The organism is Nostoc sp. FACHB-110, from assembly GCF_014697425.1.
GTDB lineage: Bacteria > Cyanobacteriota > Cyanobacteriia > Cyanobacteriales > Nostocaceae > Nostoc_B.
The window spans coordinates 37,193-61,280 of the sequence record NZ_JACJRU010000046.1 but is presented as its reverse complement, the minus strand read 5'-3'; the positions used below and the strand labels follow the sequence as shown (position 1 = coordinate 61,280).

Annotated in this window: 18 protein-coding genes; 8 read left to right on the top strand and 10 right to left on the bottom strand. The window is 40.4% G+C overall.

Going from position 1 to position 24,088, the window contains the following annotated elements:
- Positions 1 to 404: 404 nt before the first annotated feature.
- The 5 genes from H6G69_RS34725 to H6G69_RS28355 form a co-directional block, all read right to left on the bottom strand.
- Positions 405 to 695 carry a hypothetical protein gene (locus H6G69_RS34725; RefSeq protein ID WP_313952281.1) on the bottom strand — a complete coding sequence of 97 codons (291 nt, stop codon included), beginning with the start codon at positions 693 to 695 and terminating at the stop codon, positions 405 to 407.
- A gap of 51 nt (positions 696 to 746) precedes the next feature.
- Entirely contained in the window at positions 747 to 1,226 is a 480-nt protein-coding gene (locus H6G69_RS34720; protein ID WP_313952279.1) for a class I SAM-dependent methyltransferase, read from the bottom strand.
- Between the two features lie 46 nt (positions 1,227 to 1,272).
- A complete protein-coding gene (locus H6G69_RS28365; RefSeq protein ID WP_190692460.1) occupies positions 1,273 to 3,345 on the bottom strand; it encodes a prolyl oligopeptidase family protein in 2,073 nt (690 codons plus the stop codon).
- A gap of 352 nt (positions 3,346 to 3,697) precedes the next feature.
- Positions 3,698 to 4,651 (bottom strand): heme o synthase, encoded by a 954-nt coding sequence (locus H6G69_RS28360; protein WP_190692459.1) that lies wholly within the window; start codon positions 4,649 to 4,651, stop codon positions 3,698 to 3,700.
- Between the two features lie 355 nt (positions 4,652 to 5,006).
- The gene (locus H6G69_RS28355) at positions 5,007 to 5,990 is read right to left on the bottom strand and encodes a heme A synthase (protein WP_190692458.1); all 984 of its coding nucleotides are present in this window, start codon (positions 5,988 to 5,990) and stop codon (positions 5,007 to 5,009) included.
- Positions 5,991 to 6,390: 400 nt separating this feature from the next.
- Here H6G69_RS28355 and H6G69_RS28350 point away from each other — a divergent pair, with 400 nt between their 5' ends.
- The 4 genes from H6G69_RS28350 to H6G69_RS28335 all read left to right on the top strand — a co-directional run bounded on the left by H6G69_RS28350 (position 6,391) and on the right by H6G69_RS28335 (position 13,147).
- The gene (locus H6G69_RS28350; protein ID WP_190692457.1) at positions 6,391 to 7,428 is read left to right on the top strand and encodes a cytochrome c oxidase subunit II; all 1,038 of its coding nucleotides are present in this window, start codon (positions 6,391 to 6,393) and stop codon (positions 7,426 to 7,428) included.
- A 79-nt stretch (positions 7,429 to 7,507) separates the two neighbouring features.
- Positions 7,508 to 9,268: a cytochrome c oxidase subunit I gene (gene ctaD, locus H6G69_RS28345; RefSeq protein WP_190692456.1), complete on the top strand. Its 1,761-nt coding sequence runs from the start codon at positions 7,508 to 7,510 to the stop codon at positions 9,266 to 9,268.
- A 154-nt stretch (positions 9,269 to 9,422) separates the two neighbouring features.
- Positions 9,423 to 10,046 carry a heme-copper oxidase subunit III gene (locus H6G69_RS28340; RefSeq protein ID WP_190692455.1) on the top strand — a complete coding sequence of 208 codons (624 nt, stop codon included), beginning with the start codon at positions 9,423 to 9,425 and terminating at the stop codon, positions 10,044 to 10,046.
- A 680-nt stretch (positions 10,047 to 10,726) separates the two neighbouring features.
- Positions 10,727 to 13,147: a sucrose synthase gene (locus H6G69_RS28335; protein ID WP_190692454.1), complete on the top strand. Its 2,421-nt coding sequence runs from the start codon at positions 10,727 to 10,729 to the stop codon at positions 13,145 to 13,147.
- Positions 13,148 to 13,230: 83 nt separating this feature from the next.
- On the opposite strand, the gene H6G69_RS28330 is transcribed toward H6G69_RS28335, so the two are convergent.
- Positions 13,231 to 13,830: a peptidoglycan-binding protein gene (locus H6G69_RS28330; protein WP_190692453.1), complete on the bottom strand. Its 600-nt coding sequence runs from the start codon at positions 13,828 to 13,830 to the stop codon at positions 13,231 to 13,233.
- 332 nt (positions 13,831 to 14,162) lie between these two features.
- Positions 14,163 to 15,260 carry a calcium/proton exchanger gene (gene cax / locus H6G69_RS28325; protein ID WP_190692452.1) on the bottom strand — a complete coding sequence of 366 codons (1,098 nt, stop codon included), beginning with the start codon at positions 15,258 to 15,260 and terminating at the stop codon, positions 14,163 to 14,165.
- Positions 15,261 to 15,828: 568 nt separating this feature from the next.
- Here cax and H6G69_RS28320 point away from each other — a divergent pair.
- Both H6G69_RS28320 and H6G69_RS28315 read left to right on the top strand, forming a co-directional pair.
- On the top strand, positions 15,829 to 18,540 hold the full coding sequence (locus tag H6G69_RS28320; protein WP_190692451.1) for a DUF3536 domain-containing protein: 2,712 nt from the start codon (positions 15,829 to 15,831) through the stop codon (positions 18,538 to 18,540).
- Positions 18,541 to 18,850: 310 nt separating this feature from the next.
- Positions 18,851 to 19,486: a Uma2 family endonuclease gene (locus tag H6G69_RS28315; protein WP_190692450.1), complete on the top strand. Its 636-nt coding sequence runs from the start codon at positions 18,851 to 18,853 to the stop codon at positions 19,484 to 19,486.
- A gap of 56 nt (positions 19,487 to 19,542) precedes the next feature.
- Here H6G69_RS28315 and panB read toward each other — a convergent pair whose 3' ends face one another.
- From panB to gloB, 3 genes are all read right to left on the bottom strand, one after another.
- Positions 19,543 to 20,319: a 3-methyl-2-oxobutanoate hydroxymethyltransferase gene (gene panB, locus H6G69_RS28310; protein ID WP_190692449.1), complete on the bottom strand. Its 777-nt coding sequence runs from the start codon at positions 20,317 to 20,319 to the stop codon at positions 19,543 to 19,545.
- Positions 20,320 to 20,409: 90 nt separating this feature from the next.
- A complete protein-coding gene (locus H6G69_RS28305; RefSeq protein WP_397327013.1) occupies positions 20,410 to 21,444 on the bottom strand; it encodes a two-component regulator propeller domain-containing protein in 1,035 nt (344 codons plus the stop codon).
- Positions 21,445 to 21,688: 244 nt separating this feature from the next.
- The gene (gene gloB, locus H6G69_RS28300) at positions 21,689 to 22,462 is read right to left on the bottom strand and encodes a hydroxyacylglutathione hydrolase (RefSeq protein ID WP_190692447.1); all 774 of its coding nucleotides are present in this window, start codon (positions 22,460 to 22,462) and stop codon (positions 21,689 to 21,691) included.
- A gap of 368 nt (positions 22,463 to 22,830) precedes the next feature.
- Between gloB and H6G69_RS28295 the strand changes: the two genes are divergently transcribed.
- Both H6G69_RS28295 and H6G69_RS28290 read left to right on the top strand, forming a co-directional pair.
- Positions 22,831 to 23,055 (top strand): hypothetical protein, encoded by a 225-nt coding sequence (locus H6G69_RS28295; RefSeq protein WP_190692446.1) that lies wholly within the window; start codon positions 22,831 to 22,833, stop codon positions 23,053 to 23,055.
- Positions 23,056 to 23,157: 102 nt separating this feature from the next.
- Complete coding sequence (locus H6G69_RS28290; protein WP_190692445.1) at positions 23,158 to 24,084, top strand: alpha-1,2-fucosyltransferase; 927 nt, start codon at positions 23,158 to 23,160, stop codon at positions 24,082 to 24,084.
- The last annotated feature ends 4 nt before the right edge of the window (positions 24,085 to 24,088 follow it).

The window sequence follows — 24,088 nt, the reverse complement described above, 5'->3', positions numbered from 1 at the left end:
TCCTCTTCACTCTCGGCGATCGCAATTTTAAATGGACGGCTCATGGTTGGGTTAACTTACCAAGTTTGCTTTTCTCCATTATATGCAGCTTCATTTTTAATTGGTATAAAGTCATAGCCAAATAGCCAAGTCTCATGCTGAAGAATACTCGAAATAAAAATTAAATCAATGAGTGCTTGTTCAGCTATTAATTAATTTTCGTTACAATCATATTAGCCGTTAGACATCTATAGTCACAATTAAAAGTATTTCCCGAGTCTTGCATCCAAGAGCGACTAGTATATTTACTCAGCACTTTTAACTCACAAGGGAAGAGGCTGTTAGTTATCTTGGTGTAAAGTTAAATAATTGTCATCGAACCAACACATTACTGTCATTGGATTTTTGCATCACTCGCGCTTTGTCTAAGATTTTTGGGCAATGTGAAAAGCACTTAAATATGAAGTTTTGATAATACCTGCACAGTTATCTTCTATTTTTGCCTTCAATCCAGCAAATAATTGCTTTTTGATTTCTGAATCTAATGTTTGATAGGGAGAACAACTATCTAAAAATAGTAAATAATTATCAATTGGATAGTTTAGTTCACAGCTAAATATTTCTGATAGGAGATTTTGAAATATTCCTGAAGTAAGAATCTGATGACCAAAATTATTAATTACAGTTTCTTGAAATGTTTCATCTTCATAGCGCATTAGTGATGGTGCATAAGTTTGATATACTTCAGCTAAAATTTGGTATGTTTCCTACTGTGGCTGAGGTGTCATATTCCACAACAAAATTAAATAACCATCATCCTTTAAAGCTGCGGCAGCTTTGATGTATTTCACTGCTGGTGAAAGCCAATGAAAAGAATTAGCAGCTAAAACGACATCAAATTTCTCTAAATCTAACTCCCATTCTTCAAAGGATGTTTGTTGAATTTCAACATTAGGATATGAGGCACAATTTTGTCTTGCTAACTGACAAAATGCGGGACTGGGTTCAAGACAAAGTAGAGAAACCCCCTGCAACGCAAATGAAACAGTTGCATTTCCTGGGCCACAACCTATTTCTAAAATCCTCATACGAGGATTTAGATTTGTTAATTCTATAACCCGATTAATTAATTCTAGATTGTAGTTTGGTCTGCCTTTGTTATAGGCATCTGCTACGGGAGAATACCAATTTTTTCTCAGTTCTAACTCTTGTGAGTAATATTTTTGCAGTTCTTCTGAGAAGTTCATAAATGATAACTCAATTTTTTAGATTCCAAGTGCATTAATGCTAAGTCTAATTTGCAACTGTGATATCTAAAGTCTGCACCAAAAAAGCCAACTTATCGGCAGTTTCTTCGATGATTTTAGTTGTGGGTTTACCTGTACCATGTCCAGCTTTGGTTTCAATTCTAATTAATACTGGTGCATCACCTTGATGGGCAGCTTGTAAAGCAGCAGCAAATTTAAAACTGTGGGCAGGAACTACGCGATCGTCGTGATCTGCGGTAGTAATTAAAGTAGCAGGATAAGTGGTATTAGCTTTGAGATTATGTAAGGGCGAATAAGCATAAAGAGTTGGGAAATCTTTAGCATTATCTGGTGAACCATACTCTGTAGTCCAAGCCCAGCCGATGGTGAATTTGGGGAAGCGCAACATATCCATGACACCGACTGCTGGTAAAGCTGCACCAAATAAATCAGGGCGTTGTGTCATACAAGCACCTACTAATAAACCACCATTACTACCACCTGCGATCGCTAGTTTGGCAGGTTTTGTATACTTATTAGCAATTAGCCATTCTGCTGCGGCAATAAAGTCATCAAAAACATTTTGTTTTTTCTGTTTCATTCCCGCTTGATGCCATTCTTCACCATATTCTCCCCCACCGCGAATATTGGGAATAGCATAAACACCACCCATCTCCATCCATACCAACATACTCATCGAAAAAGTCGGAGAAATAGAAACATTAAACCCACCATAACTATAAAGATAAGTCGGGTTATTTCCATCTAACTTAATACCCTTTTTGTGGGTAATAAACATTGGCACTTTTGTACCATCTTTGCTGTGATAAAATACTTGCCTTGTTTCATAATCATCAGGGTTAAAGCCTACCTGAGGTTGGCGGAATAGTTCACTTTTTCCTGTCACTATGTTGTAGCGATAAATTGTGCCTGGGGTTGTAAAACTAGTAAAACTATAAAAAGTTTCTGTATCATGGCGTTTACCACCAAAGCCACCTACTGAACCAACACCAGGCAATTCTATCTCGCGGACAAATGCACCTTTGAGGTCAAAAATTTTAATTTGCGATCGCGCATCTTTAAGATAAATTGCCACAAATTGATTATTCAGAATATTTACACCTTCTAAGGTGGCTTCACATTCGGGAATAATTTCTTGCCAAGCTGATTTGTCAGGATTAGTAATATCAATGGCAATCACTTTGCCACGGGGAGCATTTAAATTAGTGCGAAAATAAAAAACGTTATCATCTCTCTCAATAAATCCATAGTCTGCTTCAAACTCACTAATGAGTTCCGTCACTTCAGCTTGAGAATTTGTTAAATCTTTATAGAAGACTAAATTTCTACTATCAGTTCCCAAGGAAACGGAAATTATTAAATAGCGTCCATCTTCCGTGACATTGCCACTAAAGCCCCACTCTTTTTCATCAGCACGATGATAAATTAAAATGTCTTCAGCTTGAGAAGTACCTAATTTGTGATAATAAAGCTTTTGATAGTAGTTGACCTCTGCTAATTTAGTTTGAGCATTGGGTTGGTCATAACGACTGTAAAAAAATCCTTGATTGTCAGATGTCCAAGAAGTACCAGAAAATTTAATCCACTGGAGATGGTCTGCTAAATCTTTACCTGTTTCAATATCCCGGACTTTCCATTCTTGCCAATCAGAACCAGAAGTCGAAAAACTATAAGCTAAAAATTTGCCATTGTCACTAATCGATAGTCCTGATAAAGCAACAGTACCATCGCTAGAAAGTGTATTAGGATCGAGTAAAACTTTTGGTTCTGCATCGAGGGATTTTAATGTATATAAGACGCTTTGATTCTGCAGACCGTTATTTTTGAAATAAAAGTAGCGATCGCCTTCTTTAAAAGGTGTCGAATACTTTTCATAATCCCAAATTTTAGTTAAGCGTTTTTTAATTTTATCTCTCGCTTTAATTTTTTTTAAAAAATCAAAAGTAATTTTGTTTTCTGCCTCAATCCAAGCTTTGGTTTCATCTGAGTCTGAATTTTCTAACCAACGGTAAGGATCGGCGACTACAGTGCCGTGATAGTTATCTACTTGTTCGCTTTTGCGAGCATCTGGATAATTAAATTTTTTTTCTGTGGTCATAGTCACAATCTCAGTCTGCCTTCTGTTTACATAGTAATCAGCAAATGTCAATTTAGGGTGATGATTGAGCGTTCCCATTGCATAGCTAGGAATTGAGCAGCCACAAAATATAATACTGGTTACAAAAAATACTAATAATCTGGATTTTTTTAATAGCGATTTCATTTTTAGTTTGTAACAATTGATAGTTTCACCCTTACTGCTTTGAGAAGTGAGCTACGTGATTTACGCATAATATAAGACCGTCATCAATCTGAAAACTAAAAGGTGCTTGAGGTTTGCTCAAACACCTTGATAGTGACGCTGAATTAGTGATGCTTTATCTCTATAGTTGGCAAAAGATAACAGTGCTTTAGCTAAATAAGTGTAGCTGGGTAATGAGTGTACTCACCAAACGATGGGTAATTGGCAGGCTATCAATCACCATCGCTAAACATAACAGCATCATGTAAGAAATAGAGAAAAGAAACACTTCTCTAGCTACAGTGCGGTCTTCTGGCTGCTGTAATAAACACCAAGATTTGCGGATAAATAAGCCACCTAAACCAGCCGCGATCGCAGCATACACAATCCCACTAGCGTGCAAGGGATAAAATAATAACAGTGTTGCAACCACTGTCACGAGGGTGTAATACCAAATTTGCTTGACTGTAACTGTCGCCCCAGCAATCACTGGTAGCATAGGTATTCCCACTTTGGCGTAATCATCCCGAATCATTAATGCTAACGCCCAAAAATGTGGCGGTGTCCACAAAAAGACGATCGCAAAAATTAACCATGCAGCCCAGCTTAAAGTATCAGTCACAGCTGCCCAGCCAACTAATGCCGGAATTGCCCCAGCCGCACCCCCAATCACAATATTTTGGGTGCTGTGGCGTTTTAACCAATGGGTGTAAACCAATACATAAAAAACAATGCCCGAAAATGCCAGGCAAGCAGCTAATAAATTAGCGAATACTGTCAGTAGAGTAAAAGACAACACAGCCAATGCGATCGCAAAAATCAGGGCATCTCGTGGCTGTACTCTTCCAGAAGGCATCGGACGGTGGCGCGTCCGTTCCATATCGTAATCAATATCTCGGTCATAAATACAATTAATCGTCTGGGCGCTAGCAGCCGCTAAAGTACCACCAGTCAGAGTGACGAATAATAGTAATGGGTCTACTTGTCCTTTAGCTGCAACCCACATACTTCCTGCGGTGGTAATTAATAGCAAAGGAATAATACGTGGTTTGGTTAGCTGGTAATAACTTTGAATTACCTGAAGGAAGGTTTGGTGGTGGCGAGAGACATTAGTCTCAATCATCTTGGTTCTATTTCCTTACTTGTCAATAATTTATTTGCAGTTTGTTGAATCCAGACTGCTTTCACTGGGGTTGAAATTCTTAACTTGGCTATTTCCCGATTTGAAGAGTTGATGCTAGGGAATAGGGAAATTAAGCGGCCCAGATATGATGTCAATTGCGATTAATTACCAAATGACTAATGGCTAATGTCTATCACCATTAGTCATTAGTCATCGTAGCGATCGCATCAGTTTTACCACAAATCTCAGACCAACTGGAAAAATGATTGTGCAAGATGAATTGCTCAACAGAGTGTTAAAAAACTGTTTTACAATTTCCAATTCCCAATCTAAAATTCCCCAGGGTATGATTGAGTTATAGATTCGAGCCATTAGCGGTGGTGTTGATAGCATTCTGAGCAAAACTTACAGACAAAGCATTGATTTCACGGCTAGCTGCCCAATCACGCCATGCTAGAACAGTAAAACCCACCAAAGTACCAAGCAAAGCTGCACCGACAGCTTGGTGCGAGACAGTTAAAGGCTCGACTTGCAGATGCAATCTAAAAGTAGCAACTCCCAACAGGATTTGTAAAATCAACAAACCACCAGCCATATTTGCCAGTCGCCGCAAAGCTGGATGTAAAGCTGGAGTTCGCCAAGCAATCAAAACTACTGCCAAAGTTGCCACAGTCGGCGGTACTAAGCCAAAAATGTGACCGTACATGACATTGCACAGTTCGGCAGTACCAAAGCATTGATGTAATGCCCAACGAGAGCCAACTACAGCCCCCAAAAGACTTTGTAAATACACCAAAACAGATGCCGTTAAGCCTATCCAAGGTAACTTACCCACATTGCCAGTTCCCTGATAGGGAGCCAAAGCCGTACCGACAACTAACAGAGTAGTGAAAAACAACAATGCGGTTCCCAAATGGGCAGTGACAATATCAAACCGCAATAGCTCAGTCACAGTCAGACCGCCCAAAACGCCTTGAAATACAATCAAAAACAGGGCAAATGTCGCCGCCCAAGGTAGCCAGACAGGTAAGGAACGCCGATACCACCAAGATAAACCAGACAGTGCGATCGCGCTCACTCCAATCAAACCTGCATCTAAGCGGTGAAACCACTCCAAAAAAACTTGGAGATTCATTTGTTTGGCTGGTACTAGTTCCCCGTAGCATAACGGCCAATCTGGGCAAGCAAGTCCAGCATTCATCACTCGGGTGGCAGAGCCGATAGCCATCAAAATCAAGGTAGCTATACACATCCTCCACACCAAGCGACGAATCATTTCCTTTGGTTTTTGCTGCTCTAGTGCCGTTTCATTTTGTTGTTTGAGGACAAATTCGTTCATGAACGATTCCTTATGCCGCTGTTGGTAGGGCTTCTTAAAATTTTGATTTTTTTCGTACCAACCCATCTCCACCCTAGCGTATATGGCAGGTTTTAAGATGGGCTTTTACTTACACTTTGAACCACTTCAGATATGTTTGCTCTGAAGCTTTAGGTAATTTTCAAGATGTTTGAGTTTTTAATTGCAAATTAATTGAATAACCTAAATTTTTTCTTAAATTTTTCCTGTCACTAGCATCTATCCTTGGCAGTATCTAATAAATCTCTTGTACTCAGAATTAGTAAAGTCGTCGAAAAAATTAATAAAAATTTCAGACCATTTCGCCCTATGTTTAATGGCCTAGACTACCTTAGTAAGTGAGTAGCTTCGAGAAAACGTAGTCAATTAGTGTAAGTAAGCCGTGAAAATTCCAAGTTCAATCTGGACATTACTGATTGGCATCGTACTAACGCTAGTCAGCATTTGGTACGGTCAAAATCACGGTCTGTTGCCAACAGCCGCCTCGGATGAAGCCGTCTTAGTGGATGGTCTATTCAACTCCATGATGACCGTATCTACAGGTATATTTTTGATTGTTGAAGGTGTTTTAATCTACTGTGTAATTAAATACCGCCGCCGCCCTGGCGATCGCCAAGACGGGCCACCAGTGGAAGGCAATGTACCTTTAGAAATTCTCTGGACAGCAATCCCCGCCATTATTGTCATCGGTATTTCTGTCTATAGTTTTGAAGTTTATAACGACATCGGTGGCTTTGATCCCCATGCAGGTCACAACGCGCCAATGGCTCAAAGTTCGATGACAATGCCGGGATCGGCGATTGCTGCCACCTTAAGCGATGCTCAAGCGCAAGACCCAGCCACTGCTGAAGTCCGCAATACTGACCAAATTCCCCAACATCAAGATGCTCCTGGTGTAGGTAGCGTGGCTCCCAGTATCGGCTCTAGCCCAGATAAAGCAGGTCAACCACCCGAATTGTTAGTCAACGTTACAGGTCTACAATATGCCTGGTTATTTACCTATCCAGAAACAGGTGTAACCACAGGTGAACTGCACGTTCCCATCGGGCGGGAAGTACAAATCAATATGACCGCGAATGATGTGATTCATGCTTTTTGGGTGCCAGAATTCCGTTTGAAACAAGATGCGATCCCCGGCAGACAAACTGAGATTCGCTTCACACCTAAAACAGCCGGTGACTATACCTTAATTTGTGCTGAACTTTGCGGCCCCTACCACGGTGCAATGAGAAGTCAAGTTGTGGTGGAAACTCCCGCAGCATTTGAGAAATGGATGCAGGAACAGCTGGTCGCAAGTCATGAAACCTTGAATAAAGCAGTTGCTGTCAACCCAGCAGATTTATCTCCTGATGAATTCCTCGCCCCTTACACCAAGGATATGGGAATTCAGCCAGAAATCCTTCATCAAGTTCACCATTAGTTCAGTCAACAGTGAACAGTTATCTGTTAACAGGTTGATAACTGTTCACTGACAACTGATAACTGAATAACTAACTCCTATGACACAAGCTCAAATACAAGAAACTGCCAATATCCCGGCTCGGATTGAGGAGCCTGGGGTGCGAAAATGGCAAGACTACTTTAGCTTTAACACTGATCACAAAGTAATTGGGATTCAATACCTCGTTACTTCCTTCATTTTTTACTGCATCGGCGGTGTTTTAGCCGATTTAGTCCGGACAGAACTACGTACTCCTGAAGTAGATTTTGTCACTCCAGAGGTATATAACAGCCTGTTTACTCTGCACGCCACAATCATGATTTTCTTGTGGATTGTGCCAGCAGGTGCGGGATTTGCTAACTTTTTGATCCCTTTGATGATTGGGGCAAAAGATATGGCATTCCCCAGGTTGAATGCTGTAGCGTTCTGGATGATTCCCCCTGGTGGTTTAATGCTCGTGGCTAGTTTAGCCGTGGGTGATGCGCCAGATGCCGGTTGGACTTCTTACCCGCCTTTGAGTTTGGTGACAGGCCAAGTAGGTGAAGCCATCTGGATTATCAGCGTTTTGCTGTTGGGTACGTCGTCAATTTTAGGGGCGATAAATTTTCTTGTGACCTTACTGCGGATGCGAATTCCCAGTATGGGAGTACATCAAATGCCTCTATTTTGTTGGGCGATGTTTGCTACTTCCGCGCTGGTTTTGGTATCAACTCCTGTATTAGCCGCCGGATTGATTTTGCTGGCTTTTGATTTATTAGCGGGAACGACATTTTTTAACCCAACTGGTGGTGGCGATCCTGTGGTTTACCAGCATATGTTCTGGTTTTATTCCCACCCAGCAGTTTACATCATGATTTTGCCATTCTTTGGGGCAATTTCGGAAATTATACCAGTACATTCGCGCAAACCGATTTTTGGTTATAAAGCGATCGCCTATTCGTCCTTAGCTATCAGCTTTTTAGGACTTATTGTTTGGGCGCACCATATGTTTACCAGTGGCATTCCTGGTTGGTTGCGGATGTTCTTTATGATCATGACAATGATCATCGCTGTACCCACGGGGATCAAAATTTTTAGCTGGTTGGCGACAATGTGGGGTGGCAAAATTCAACTCAACACTCCTATGTTGTTTGCTATTGGCTTTGTCGGAACTTTCGTGATTGGTGGGATTAGTGGCGTAATGTTAGCCTCGGTTCCCTTTGACATTCACGTCCATGACACCTATTTTGTTGTTGCCCACCTACACTATGTATTGTTTGGTGGTAGCGTCTTAGGTATTTTTGCTGCTATTTATCATTGGTTCCCCAAAATGACGGGAAGAATGATGAATGAAACTTGGGGTAAGGTTCACTTTGCTTTGACAATTGTGGGTCTGAACATGACCTTCTTACCCATGCACAAGCTAGGGATGATGGGGATGAACCGCCGCGTTGCTCAATACGATCCCAAGTTTGCCTTACTCAATGAAATTTGTACTTACGGTTCTTACATTTTGGCCGTTTCCACAATTCCCTTCATTATCAACGCCGTTTCGAGTTGGATGTACGGTGAGAAAGCTGGTAATAATCCTTGGCGCGCACTTACCTTAGAGTGGATGACAACCTCTCCTCCAGCAATTGAGAATTTTGAGGGAACCCCAGTTTTGGCTACAGGCCCTTACGACTATGGTTTGGAAAGAGCAAGCGAAGGTGTACCTTTATCCGATCCCAACCCTGTTTTGTCTGCTGGCCCGAACTCAGTTCTCCGCGCTGATCCTGATGAACCCTATCCTAAAACTGAGTCTTACTTAGAACAGCGTCCATCAGGAAAGGATGAGTAAGGGCGAATGAGGGACTAGAGACTAGAGGCTAGGAGCTAGGTACTCAGCATTTTTAAGCTAGCCCCTCACTCTTTCTCTAGCCTAAGTACCTCTAATCCCTATTTTTAAATCTGTTTCATACTTCATACTTCACACTTCATACTGCAAAAAATTCATGCAAAGTCAAACTATTGACCCAGCTAAAACAGAGCTAAATCATCACCACGCTGCACACGCAGATGCTCATCATGAAGAACATCCAGACCATCGTTTGTTTGGTTTGTTTGTCTTTTTGGTGGCTGAAGGTATGATTTTTATGGGCTTATTTGGAGCCTATTTAGCTTTTCGTTCGACTTTACCTGTCTGGCCGCCAGCAGGTACACCAGAGTTGGAATTATTACTTCCTGGCGTTAACACAGTTAATCTGATTGCTAGTAGCTTTGTTATGCACAATGCTGATACAGCAATCAAAAAGAACGATACAAAAGGAATGCGTATTTGGTTGGCAATTACCGCCGCTATGGGTACGATTTTCTTGTGCGGTCAGGTGTATGAATATACACATTTAGAATTTGGTTTAACTACCAATTTATTTGCTAGTGCGTTTTATGTGTTGACTGGTTTCCACGGTTTGCACGTTACTATTGGTGTTTTAGCAATTGTGGCAGTGTTGTGGCGATCGCGCACTCCCGGTCACTACAGTAACGAAAAACACTTCGGTATTGAAGCAGCAGAAATATACTGGCACTTTGTAGACGTAATTTGGATAATTTTGTTCGGATTACTATATCTACTGTGAGTATTTATGATTGATAAGTTGTTCACTCCACGCGAATAACTAAACTAACCTCCTTCGGGGGGTTTTTTTTCATATTAAAAAGGGAAGCAAGTTTATCCTTCTGCTTCCCCATAATTTGTTTGAACTCAAAAATCACCACTAGAAAAGTCCTAAAAGGAAAATAAAAGTCATACCACAGAATACAAGCAACGAGATAATCATCATGTTGCCTATGCTGTGGTCAGAAGTTGTTAACTTATGTGAATGGTCTTGCATATACACAACCCTGGTTAAATTACTTGTGTGTGTAATTATAGCCAGGGCAAATTTGAGTTATTCAACATCAGGCAAAAAGTTTATTTTATTTGATTGAAGTTCAAAATATTGATTGACTTACTAGCATCTATATTTATTTTTGTTGATGGATTATCTGTAATTTTAACAAAGATATAAATAATTATAGCCGTCCTAAACTATATAGAAAATATCTAAATAATTTATGCTCAAGGCAAAGCAAACATTATCTATTTTTAATCTGCCAAAGGTCAGGAAAATTGTACTCCTTTAGTTAGAGGGAATTATACTGAGTTCTCGCTAACTTATGTAAATAAGAACACGAATTAAGAACTACAAACAAAACACAGATAGAAATGTTTTATCTGTGTTTATTCGTGTTTGGACATACTTTGTTTGAGGTGGATATGTCTGAATTAATCCAAGCAGTTCTAGAGAGTGAAGAAAAGAATGATTTACGTTCCTTCATAAGTCAGTTACGAAACCACGAAAAAAACTATTTGCTGCGAAATGACATACAGTTGGCATATAGTGAATTTTGCGCTAAACAACAGAAGTCTGAAAAATTATCCAGTTTTTCATCTTTAAGCAAACTCATCTATTACACTCAAGAAATTATTCTAGAAGACTCAAATCTTTGTTTTATTATTCGCCCTCAAATCGCTAGCCAAGAAGTTTATCGCTTAACGGCAGATTTAAGCTTTGAAGCAATGAGTGTACAAGAACTTTTGGATTTGCGCGATCGCCTGGTAAATAAATATCATCCCCATGAAGGCGACTTGTTAGAATTAGACTTTGGGCCGTTTTATGACTACACACCAACTATCCGCGACCCAAAAAATATTGGCAAAGGTTTACAGTATCTCAACCGCTATCTATCCAGCAAACTCTTTCAAGACCCTAAACAATGGTTAGAAAGCTTATTTAATTTCTTGCGCCTGCACCAATACAACGGTGTTCAATTACTAATTAACAATCGGATTCAATCACAGCAGCAACTTTCTCAACAAGTCAAAAAAGCGATCGCATTTGTCAGCGATCTATCTAATGATGTACCATACGACGAATTTCGCTTTCAATTGCAAACGATGGGTTTTGAACCCGGTTGGGGAAACACAGCCTACCGCGTCCAAGAAACTCTCAATATTTTAGATGAATTAATTGACTCGCCCGATCCCCAAACCCTAGAAGCTTTTATTTCGCGTGTGCCGATTATATTTAGAATTGTCTTAGTATCAGCACACGGTTGGTTTGGTCAAGAAGGGGTTTTAGGAAGACCGGACACAGGTGGTCAGGTGGTTTATGTACTTGACCAAGCCAGAAATTTAGAAAAACAATTGCAAGAAGATGTCTTACTCGCTGGTTTAGAAGGACTGAACGTCAGACCCAAAGTCATTATTCTCACCCGATTGATTCCGAATAGCGATGGGACGTTGTGTAACCAAAGGCTAGAAAAAGTCTACGGTACAGATAACGCTTGGATTTTGCGTGTACCATTGCGGGAATTTAATCCCAACATGACGCAAAATTGGATTTCTCGATTTGAGTTTTGGCCTTATTTAGAAACCTACGCCATCGACTCAGAACGAGAACTGTTAGCTGAATTCCACGGTAAACCCGATTTAATTGTGGGTAATTACACCGATGGTAATTTAGTCGCCTTTCTCTTGGCGCGCCGGATGAAAGTTACCCAATGCAACATCGCCCACGCTTTAGAAAAATCTAAATATTTGTTCAGTAACCTCTACTGGCAAGATTTAGAAGATAAATATCATTTTTCTCTACAATTTACGGCTGATTTGATTGCTATGAATGCTGCTAACTTTGTCGTCAGCAGCACCTACCAAGAAATTGTCGGTACACCTGATAGTGTTGGGCAGTATGAATCTTATAAATGCTTCACCATGCCAGAGTTGTATCATGTGGTGAATGGCATTGAATTATTTAGTCCCAAATTTAACGTTGTCCCGCCTGGGGTAAACGAGAGTTACTACTTTCCCTACACGCGGACTCAAGAAAGAGTCCAAAGCGATCGCGATCGCTTGGCAGAAACTCTGTTTACACTAGAAGATCCTAGCCAAATTTTCGGCAAACTCGACGACCCCAACAAACGCCCACTTTTTTCAATGGCGCGTCTCGACCGGATTAAAAATTTGACTGGTTTAGCCGAATGCTTTGGTCAAAGTAAAGATTTGCAAGAACATTTCAACTTAATTTTAGTTGCAGGTAAATTACGCACAGAAGAAACCAGCGACAACGAAGAACGCGACGAAATCATCAAACTATATCACATCATTGATGAATACAATTTACATGGCAAAATTCGCTGGTTAGGCGTGCGCTTATCAAAAAGTGATTCTGGTGAAATTTATCGCGTTATTGCTGACCGTCAAGGAATTTTTGTGCAACCTGCTTTATTTGAAGCTTTTGGTTTAACAATTTTAGAAGCGATGATTTCTGGACTACCCACTTTTGCCACTCAATTTGGTGGCCCTTTAGAAATCATTCAAGATAAAGTCAATGGCTTTTATATTAACCCTACCAATTTAGAAGCAACAGCCACAATAATTCTCGATTTTGTTGCCAAATGTGAACAAAATCCTAATTATTGGCAAGCAATTTCCCAAAAAGGCATTGAAAGAGTTTACAGTACTTACACTTGGAAAATTCATACCAACAAGCTGCTAACTTTGGCACGAATTTATGGTTTTTGGAACTTTACTTCCCAAGAAAATCGGGAAGACTTATTGCGCTATCTAGAAAGTTTGTTTTATTTAATCTACAAACCCAGAGCGCAACAGTTATTAGAGCAACATAAATATCGGTAATTAGTCAAGACAAAAGTTAAAAGGTAAAAGTCAAAAATCAGCCAGCTTTTGCCTTTTAATTTTTACCTTTTGACTTTTTGACCCTATCTTGTCAGATGTAACCAAGTTCTCGGGCCGACTACACCATCAGCTGTAATATTGCGGCTACTTTGAAATGCTTTCACAGCAGTTTCTGTAACTGCACCATAAACTCCATCTACCCGAATAGCATAGCCGTTAGATATTAATAGCTTTTGTAATACTCTCACAGCTAAACCAGAGTTACCAAAGCGGAGATTGGGTACAGTTCTGCCAGTAGCTCTTTGATATCTGGCTAAAAGAGTTGTATCATCATTAACTAATTGAGCCAAGCGTTGGGCGCGAGGAAATTTAACTTTTACAGGCTGAAAATTTTTGAATTCCGATAGACTATATAAATCTTGATTAGGGTTTTTATCGGTATTTTTAACAAGATTGTTTGGAGATTCAGAATTAAAAGCTACTAGCGTAGCAGAAGAATTTTCTTGCAGCTGCATGAATTCAGAAGGCGTGTTATTTGCATCTAAATTTGATTGAGATATCTGCCCCTGTGGTGTTTTATGCACGCCATTGTCTAGCTGAATTACAGGCTGCTGGGCTAAATGAGACGGAGATGGTTGCTGTGCAATTAACACGCCCGTCATCAGCAGGACAATATCACTCATGTTTTTTTGATGTTATTAACACCCATATTTCCTTTGACAGCAAAATTATGCTTTTTCCGGAATGGTGTTTTATAAAAAATCAAAAAGTATGAGATGGCTTTGTTAATAAAATGCTGCGATCGCCTTTTTGAGATACTTCTCAAATTTAGGCTATATTCAACGATTTTTTATTAGTTAAGAAGATTTTAATAAGAAAATAAATTTGATTTTTTAGACTTGATGAAGATACTAAATTAAGGTATCGTAGCGAACAAAATTAATATTAAATCTAGTTTTAAGTAAAAAGCGATCGCTGCATCAAGGTAACAAGCGATCGCTTTTGATAGCTATCTTTAGCCAATGCTTTCTATGACTGGATGGAAGTAAAAAGCAAAACCCAAAACTGTGTATGCAGCTAACAGTAATGTGCCTTCTAACCAATTAGATTTACCATCTGAACTAATGCTATTCGCAATTAACACGGATACAGCTACAGCCACTAACTCAAACGGATTAAAATCTAAATCCATTGGCTGACCAAAAAACCAGCCTGCAATCACCAACACAGGTGCAACAAATAAAGCAATCTGCATACTAGAACCCACAGCCACAGATACAGAAAGATCCATCTTATCTTTCATGGCTACAGTCACTGCTGTAGCGTGTTCTGCGGCGTTACCAACAATCGGAACTAAAATTACCCCAGTAAACAATGCGCTCAGTCCCAGTTGAGATGTAGCTACTTCTAAGGTATCAACCAGCATTTCAGATTCAACGGCGACTAGCAGCGTACATACTAGTAAAACTCCACTCCATAACAAAACATTAGGTTTAGCATGAGAACTTTCCTCTACTTGTGCTTCTACCTCCGCAACACCCACATCATAAAGATAAGCGTGGGTTTTCATCGAAAACAGCAGGGTTAAAGCATAAACTAGAATTAACACTACAGCCACAGCTAAAGATAAATCTTGTACAGTTTTTTCCCCAATACCTTGAGATGTGTAGTTCATCGCTGTGGGCAGCAAAATAGCAATCACAGCCAAATTCATCGAAGAAGCATTGACTCGCGCTACAATAGGTTGAAAAGTCTGTTCTTTGTGACGAATTCCTCCTAAAAACATTGAAAGACCCATCACTAAGAGCAAGTTACTAATAATTGAACCAGTGATACTAGCTTTCACTACATTGACCAGCCCAGCTTTTAAGGCAACTAAAGCTATAATCAACTCTGTTGCATTGCCAAAGGTGGCGTTTAACAGACCTCCCAGGGTCGGCCCAACCACAACCGCAATTTCTTCAGTCGCAGTACCCATCCAAGCCGCTAGAGGTAAAATAGCTAGACCTGCTGTGATAAAAACTATCAAGTCTCCCCATTCTAGAAAGTGAGCCGCCAAAGACACTGGGATAAACAACAACAGCACGAAAAAAATAATGTTTTTAGCTGACATTTGGTTACTTTAAGTTGAATGTATCCTACAAAAATGTTGAGTGAGAAAGAGGCCACACAAAACCTTTGAAGAAGCCCAGGGGAGCAAACAATTATTCTTCCTCATAAGCTCTATCTGCCTCATCCTCCTGAATACTCATAACTCAACACTCCAATAGGATACTCTCAAGAGTCTAATAAGCCATTGAGAAAATCTACTGTGATTGTTCTAAGGACAAATATGTTAACTAAGATTGCGTTATGTAGCGTTTTCGCAAACTTTCGTAGCAAAAGTATCAAATTAGAGGCGAATTAATACACCAAAAATCGAGTTTAATATATTAAAAGACAATTAAATTTTGATTGGCACTGCCCAGGAAAAAACCTCACTTAGTGTAGTTTGAGAAAACTCGGTGTGACAACGCAGATTTCCTACTCTAGTCGGAATGCTTTCTCAAAAATTAGACTATATTCTAGACACATAGTTTTCCTCGATACCGGATTTTGTCTGCAAGCCTGTGTAGATAAGGTTTAAATGCAAGGCTTTCGGTGTAAAAGTAAGTTTTTTGTTTTGGATTAAATATAACTACATGACTTCTGCTGCTGAACGGCCAGCTAGCTCTGGCACATCATTGTCAAATAATTCCCTTAATAAAGATACTCATCAGACTGATCCCTTGAGAACGTCTAATGGTGTGTACGTCACTGTGCATGGACACTTTTATCAACCACCACGCGAAAATCCTTATCTAGATGCGATTGAGCGTCAGCCAGGTGCGGCTCCATTCCATGATTGGAATGAGCGAATTCACTATGAATGCTATCGTCCTAACGCCTTTGCCAGAATAGTGAACGATAAAGGCGAAGTGATGGGGATCGTGAATAATTACGAATATCTCAGCTTTAACATCGGCCCTACCTTGATGTCGTGGCTAGAACGCTACGATGTGGAGGTTTATCAACGGATTTTAGAGGCAGATGTGAAAAGCTCCCAACGCTTGCAAGGTCACGGTAACGCGATCGCGCAAGTATATAATCACATCATCATGCCTCTGGCTAACGAACGCGATAAATACACTCAAATTCGCTGGGGCAAAGAAGACTTCAAATCCCGCTTTGGCCGCGATCCCGAAGGAATGTGGTTAGCAGAAACAGGTGTAGACTATGCAACTATAGAAGCTTTAATTGCTGAAGGTATTCGTTTTATTATTTTGGCTCCATCGCAAGCACAACGTTGTCGTCCTTTACCCAATAAAAATGATCCCCAGCCAGAATGGTACGAAGTTGGCGGTAGTCAGATTGATCCCACCCGTCCCTATCGTTGCTATTTGAGAGGGAATAAAGAGTTGGGATTAGGAAATGGAGATATTCTTAACTCCCCACTTCCTACTGCCGACTCCCAGAAATATATAGATATATTCTTCTACGATGGCCCGATATCACGAGATATGGGTTTTACAGATGTGACTTATAGTTCCAGCCACTTGGCCGGACGTGTTGGTTCTGCTGTGCGCGGGGATCATCGTCCCGCCCAATTGATTTCTGTAGCCACCGATGGAGAAACTTTCGGACACCATAAAAAAGGCACAGAAAAAACATTGGCATATGCCTTTATAGAAGAATTTCCTCGTCACGAGTGGACTGTAACCAACTATGCTCATTACCTCAGCATTCATCCGCCAACTTGGGAAGTAGAACTCAAGCCTATCACCGCTTGGAGTTGCGCTCATGGTGTTGATAGATGGCAAGATGACTGTGGTTGCGGTGGTGAAGGTAGCGTTTGGCATCAAAAATGGCGGCGACCTTTACGCAACGCTTTAAACTGGCTGCGGGATCAGTTAATTGAAGTGTATGAAGAGTACGGGCCACAATTTTTCCAAGATCCCTGGAAAGCCAGAGATGAGTATATCAAAGTTATCCGCGATCGCTCATCTGCCAATGTCAGTCGCTTTTTATCTCGCCATCAAACTCACAAACTCACCGCAGCAGAACAAGTAGATGCTTTGCGTTTATTAGAAATGCAGCGTCACGCTTTATTAATGTTTACTAGTTGCGGCTGGTTTTTTGAAGAACTTTCTCGTCCAGAAGGCACACAAATTTTGCGTTATGCCTCTCGCGCTTTGGAACTCGCGGGAGATGTCGCCGGAGTGCAACTAGAAAAAGGCTTCATCAAACGTCTGGGTTTAGCACCTAGTAATGTAGATGTATTCAAACATGGTGGCGAAATTTATCGCCAATTGGTATTAACAGCCCAAGTCAGCTTCAAGCAAGTTGCAGCCCACTATGCAATTACTTCGCTGTTTAATCATCATAGACCAGCAGAAACCTGCAATTTACCAGGACAAGAGATGGCAAGTAAACTGCATCATCCTTGCCAAAAGCGGATTTACTGCTATACCGTCAATGAATTAGATTACCAGTTGCAACGTATGGGATCGCTGACTTTAGTGGTCGGACACTTAAAGTTAGTCTCAGAGATTACTTGGGAAAGCGAAAATTTAGTCTTTGCCGTGCTGCATTTGGGTGGTTGGGATTTCCATTGCTGCATTCAACAGTTTGCTGGCCGCAGAGAATATAGCCAAATCAAAGACAAGTTGTTTACCGCATTGCAACAAGCCAGTGCTGCACAAACTATTTTGGTGATGACGCAGGTATTTGGCAAAGATACCTTTAGCTTGCAAAACTTGTTTGCGGAAGAACGCCACAGAATTATGCGGCTACTTTCTCAAGAAACTTTGACACGTCTAGACCAACTGTATACTCAAACATACAGAGAGAATTATGGCGTACTCATGGCATTCCATCGAGATGAATTGGCAGTGCCACAAGAATTGCAAGTGGCAGCTGAGATTGCTTTAGGATATCGCTGTATGACGACATTGCGATCGCTAGAGCAAGAGATTGCTGAACCACAATCATGTTGGAATCAAATTGTCGAATTAGAAGCCATCGCCACAGAAGCCAAACATCTGCGTTGTCGGTTAAATATCCCGGAAGGCAAGCAAATGTTAGAGCAATTAATCTTGCGATCGCTCTGGCAATTTTTGCATGATGACAATGATAATTTCTCCCAGGATATTCAACTTTTAGAAAGACTCATTGATGTTGCTTCTCAGTTAAATTTGGGAATTTCTTTATATCGTTCTCAAGAACTATATTTCAGCTGTTTAAACAGTCAAATAGTTCCCAGTTGTCTAACCAGCCTCGTTAACAAAGAAGACACTAATCAATGTCGGCAGTTATTAAAGTTAGGGCAGAAATTAGGCGTTGATGTAAGTGCGATTTTGAGTAAGTTGGATTAGAGGTTTGAGATAAATTAATTAAGGCACTTTTGTTGATGATTCGGCGGAGGTGTCTTTTTTTGTTGCGCGCAGAGGCGCAAAGGCGCGGAGGAGAGTGTAATATTATTTGACGCAGAAAATGATCAGCTAAAAAACATCTATTTTGCAGATTGCAATTACATCAAACTCTTGTGAGGTAGACATATTGTCCGCCCATTGGCTGCAAATTAAATATGGAATGATTTATTAGAAAAGTCGGGGATCTGAACTGCTCGACAGTGTTAATGTGTATCTATCCAGTTTGCTGCACAACAGAGCGCGTAACGCGAATATGCATACTGTCATTACACCTGAAAGAATCGAGTTGTCACCTGGCACAGTGGTAAGGATGTTAGGCTCTTGGCAAGATTATCAGCTATTAAGTGAGCAACTTGGCGATCGCTCTCTACCTCGCATTAAATACCGACCTGGAGAGATTTTGCTCATGGCTCCCCTACCAGAACATGGAAGAGATGCAAGCTTTTTGGGATTTATAGTAGCAGCTTTACTTGACCACTTAAACTGCATATACGAATCATTTACGCCCATCACTATGAGCTTGCCTGAATTTAGTGGCATTGAACCTGACTTTTGCTTTTATATTGAAAATGCCAGAGCAGTAGTAGGTAAGAAGCGTATCGACTGGCTAAATGATCCTCCTCCAGACTTGGTAATTGAGATAGATGTTACTAGCTATACTAATGTTGATGACTATCTTCCTTATCAAGTGCCAGAGGTTTGGCTGTTAAAAAATCAGCAGCTATTAATTTATAGATTGCAGGGAGAAAATTACATAATTACAGAAAGCAGGTATTTCCCCAATGTCAGAGAAATTGTGCAGCAATGCCTCCAAAGAGCAAATGAGCAAACAACAAGTGAAGTGATTAGGTGGTTAAGAAGCTGTTTGCATCAAAATGAACAGGTTTGAAAGTGCTGACAATTCAATACATTTTTTACACCTGTAGAGATGCGAATTGCGCGTCTCTACTTATTTGGAAACTTTTTCTCGCGCACATCTTCAGAATAGTCTTGTACAGCTTGGGTGATAATTTCGCGCAAGTTGGTATAACTCTTAGCAAATGGTGGTTGCTTGTCAGAAAGCCCAAGAATATCTGAGGTAACTAAAACTTGTCCGTCGCAATGCACTCCTGCACCGATCCCAATAGTGGGAATGGTAAGTTTTTGGGTAATCTGCATTGCTAAATCTGCGGGAATATGCTCAAGAACGATCGCAAATACTCCGGCTTGTTCTAAAGCGATCGCTTCGTTTAAAATTCTTTGGGCTTGTGCTTCTGTTTTTCCCTGTTGACGCAAACCAAGTTGATGCACTGACTGGGGCGTTAAACCAACATGACCCATCACGGGAATTCCAGCTTCGACTAAACGCGTAATTGTCTCTACCATCACTGGATAGCCGCCTTCTAACTTGACTGCTTGCGCGCCTGTTTCTTTCAAGATTCTCCCGGCTGAGTGCATTGCTTGGGCAATACTTTCTTGATAAGTCAAAAACGGCAAATCCACCACCACTAAAGCCCGTTTAACTCCCCGACGTACAGCTTTAGCGTGAAAAAGCATTTCTTCTAAAGTGATAGGTAGCGTGGTTTCATAGCCTAAAACCACTGCCATCGAATCCCCTACCAAGATTAAGTCTACACCAGCAGCATCGAGAAGTTGAGCGATCGCATAATCCCAGGCGGTTAATGCCACAATCGAACGTCTCTGTTGTTTCCATTGAACTAATTGCTGGGTAGTGATTGCCATTTTTGATAAGCGAGTAGAGAGTAGAGAGTAGGGAGTAGGGGAGAGGAACTCGGGGATTTCACTATTCCCCATTCCCTACTCACAACTCCCTCATTTCACAGCACGAGTAAAAGCAAGATGGGGTTTTGCACCGTTCATTTTGGGCATTAACCAAGCTAAACCTTCACTAGTGCCAATCCATAATTTATTACTAATATCAGGTACTAAAGCAAGCACTCGGCTAGAAGGAAGCCCCGCAACTTGATCTAAAACCGCGCCTGTATTTGGATTCAATCGTAACAAACCATTGCTCGTCCCTACCCAAACACTACCATCTTGGGCAAAGCGCACAGCAGTGACATTCTTACCCCGTAACGGAGTCACTGAGCGCAATACTTTATCTGTTTTTGGATCAATCACCAAGAGATTATTCGACATTCCCGCCCAAATTAAACCTTCGGGACTAATAGCTAACGTTTGGACAGATGTACCAGGTAAGCCGTCAATCCGTTTAATAATATAGGCATTGGCTGTATTGACCTGTACTAGTCCATCTAAAGTCCCCACCCACAATTGACCGTCAGCATCTAAAGTCAATGTATTAGCACTTACCCCAGGTAAGTTTTTGACGGTTGTCATAATTAAACCTTGGTCAGGGCTAACTAAAGCTAAACCGCTATCTGTACCAGCCCATAAGTAGCCTCGCTTGTCAACTAACATTGACAATACGCGTTTAGAAGGCAAAAACAAATTCTGCGCTGTAATTTCATTAGTCCGAGGATCGACTCGCATTAGTCCTTCATAGGTTCCTACCCAAACACGACCTACTTTGTCTTGAGCTAACGCGCCAATAGCAATATTTGGTAAATTTACACGCGCTAAAATCTTGCCTGTTTTCGGGTCAATGCGTGATAGCCCCCGCCAAGAACCTACCCAAAGATTGCCTCGAAAATCCTTGAGTAAGTTACTTACCCGATAATCGGTTTCGATAGAATTTTCTTCTAAATTTCTCTCATCAGGTAAAGGTTGGATTTGTGGAGGGGGTGGCGCAGCGGGATACGCAGGAGTTAACTCTGATGGTTTTACATCTGTTTGTGCCTTGGCGGGATTTGCTGTTAGGAAAACACTTATATTCGGGAGAGTCATTAACCCCAGCAAAATAGAAGTAACCAAAAAACTATTACGCTTACGGAACAATACCACGGTGACATTACCTCAGAAGATAGTAAGTATTGCCATTGCCTAAATTGGCTGGCGGTTAAACTCAGTGTTCCCCTTGACGGTATTGTTTAAATCGTCTTGATAAATTTTTCTCGTGATAGGGAGTGGGAAATGGGGAATAGGGCATAAGTCCTAGTAAATCCAATCATGTCTACCCTATTCCCTGTTCCTAAAACTGATCTTTCATTCCCCGGATACGGGCAAAGGTTTGCACCGGATCTTGACTTTTTGCTGCGGCTTGGAGAGAGGGTTGTTCCCAACGCAAAAACGGATTGGTGCGCTTTTCTACGCCCAAGAATGAGGGAACCGTTGCTTCGCCTTGAGTACGGGCATCTTGGACTTGGGCATAGCGTTGTTGTAAATCCGCATTATCACCATCTACAGTCAGAGCAAATTGTAAATTTTTTAAAGTGTATTCGTGAGCGCACCAGACACGGGTATTATCTGGCAGAGCGCGCAGTTTTTCTAAAGATGAGACCATTTGTGTGGGTGTACCTTCAAACAAGCGACCGCAACCACCCGCAAATAAGGTATCACCACAAAATAATTCCCCTGGTTCATCGGCGGTGTGGGGCGGGAAGTAATAAGCAATATGGGCACGGGTATGCCCTGGCACAAAGATAACTTCAGCAAGGCGATCGCCAAACTCGACGCGATCGCCTTGTTGCAAAAATACCTGCTGTCCGGGAATTCTGCCTTTATCCTCGGCTCCTCCATATACTTTCACATTCGGAAAATGTTGGATTAATTGCTGATTACCACCTACATGATCGTGATGATGGTGGGTATTAAAAATTGCCACTAATTCAGCTTTGAGTTCTGCAAGTTTACTGAAAACTGGCTGTGTTTCAGCAGGATCGACGACTGCGGCAATATTATATTGCGGTTCATGTAGTAAAAATATGTAGTTATCAGACAATGCTGCCAGACGGAATATCTGCATTTACTCTAGTTCCTTAACCAATTTCAGTGATTTTGTCTTGTTCTAAATCTGTGAACTTTTGATATTTCCTTTATTCTACCTAGGAAAATACATAAACAATGTGAATCTACAACCGTACTTACACTTAAATCATTTTAAATCACCATCAAGACTTACCTAATTTATCAGTAAAATTGCTCTGGGGATATAGGAATCATAAAGTTAAATTTATGCTGTTATTTTTAGTTATGAAAATAGCTAAAAAAACTGTTTTCAAGTTTTGTATTCAGCCTTTTTGGCTATGAAAAACTGAATTTTATCAGGGTTAATTTTACCTTTTACTCACAAAGTAAAAAATTTGACAATGCTGGGATATATTAGGAGAAAAAATGAGCGATCGACAGTCAATCTACATTAATATTGATAGCCAATCAGAAATGGCCGTTAAGCGAATTGTAGATAAAATTATTTCCTCAGGAAAAATGAGTCGTCAAGACCATAATTACCTGGTTTCTGCTGTTCTGTATAAGGGTGAAATTCGAGACAAAGAACGTCGTCAAATCAATCGCGTCTTCGATCATATCCAAACAGGACAGTTAAAAATAATTGACTAGTAGCTCATAATCTCCTAATCAAGAGGGTGTGCTTTGCCTATATGTTTTACTGTTCGTAGTAAAATATAGCTGCAACAAGTACACCCATTCTTGAGTTTTCATATGTTAGTTATATCTGCCAAATCTGGGCAACTAGGAAATCGGCTATTACTGTTTGCAAATTTTTTAGCATTTGCTATTGAATATAACTGTCAAGTTTTGAATCCAGCATTTGAAGAGTATGCTGACTTTTTTAGCTCAACAGCTAAAGATTTATTCTGTCGATTTCCCGCCACATATTTAACTATACCAGCTAATAAACGCCTACGCAAATACTACTATAAATTTAATCGTTATTTGGCTGAAAGTGGTAGATTTAACACAATTAATATTCAGCGAGAACAACCATTTAATTGGAGTAATTCTCCTGATTTAATCAATGAATTAAAAACCCATCATCTGAACTTTTTTCAAGGCTGGTTATTTAGAGATGGTTGGTTTATAAATGACATGACAAATTTATCTAAGCATAAACTAGCTATTCGAGAATATTTTCGACCTTTAAAAGTTCATCAAGTTAATGTCTCTCATCTCATCTCTAAAATTCGCCAAACAACAGATGTAATTATTGGCGTACATATTCGTCAGGGTGATTATCTGCAACATCAAAACGGCAAGTATTTTTATAATACCCAAGCTTATATCAAGGTAATGGCATCAATATTAGAGTTGTTCCCTGCTCAACAAGTCACTTTTTTAATTTGTAGTAACCAACAACAAGAAAAATCAGATTTTCAGCATTTACCTTGTGTTTTTGCCAACAATCATATAATTGAGGATATGTATTCTTTGGCAGAATGTGATTATATTATTGGCCCGCCTAGTAGTTATAGTATGTGGGCATCTTTTTATGGTGAACGACCTTTATATATGATTAGGGATATCAATAAAACTGTCGCTATGACAGATTTTGTCAATTTCTACCAATGGCAAGGAAAATTTTACCCTCATCAAGACTGGGGAAAAAGTTATTGGCAGTGGACACATTAAATTT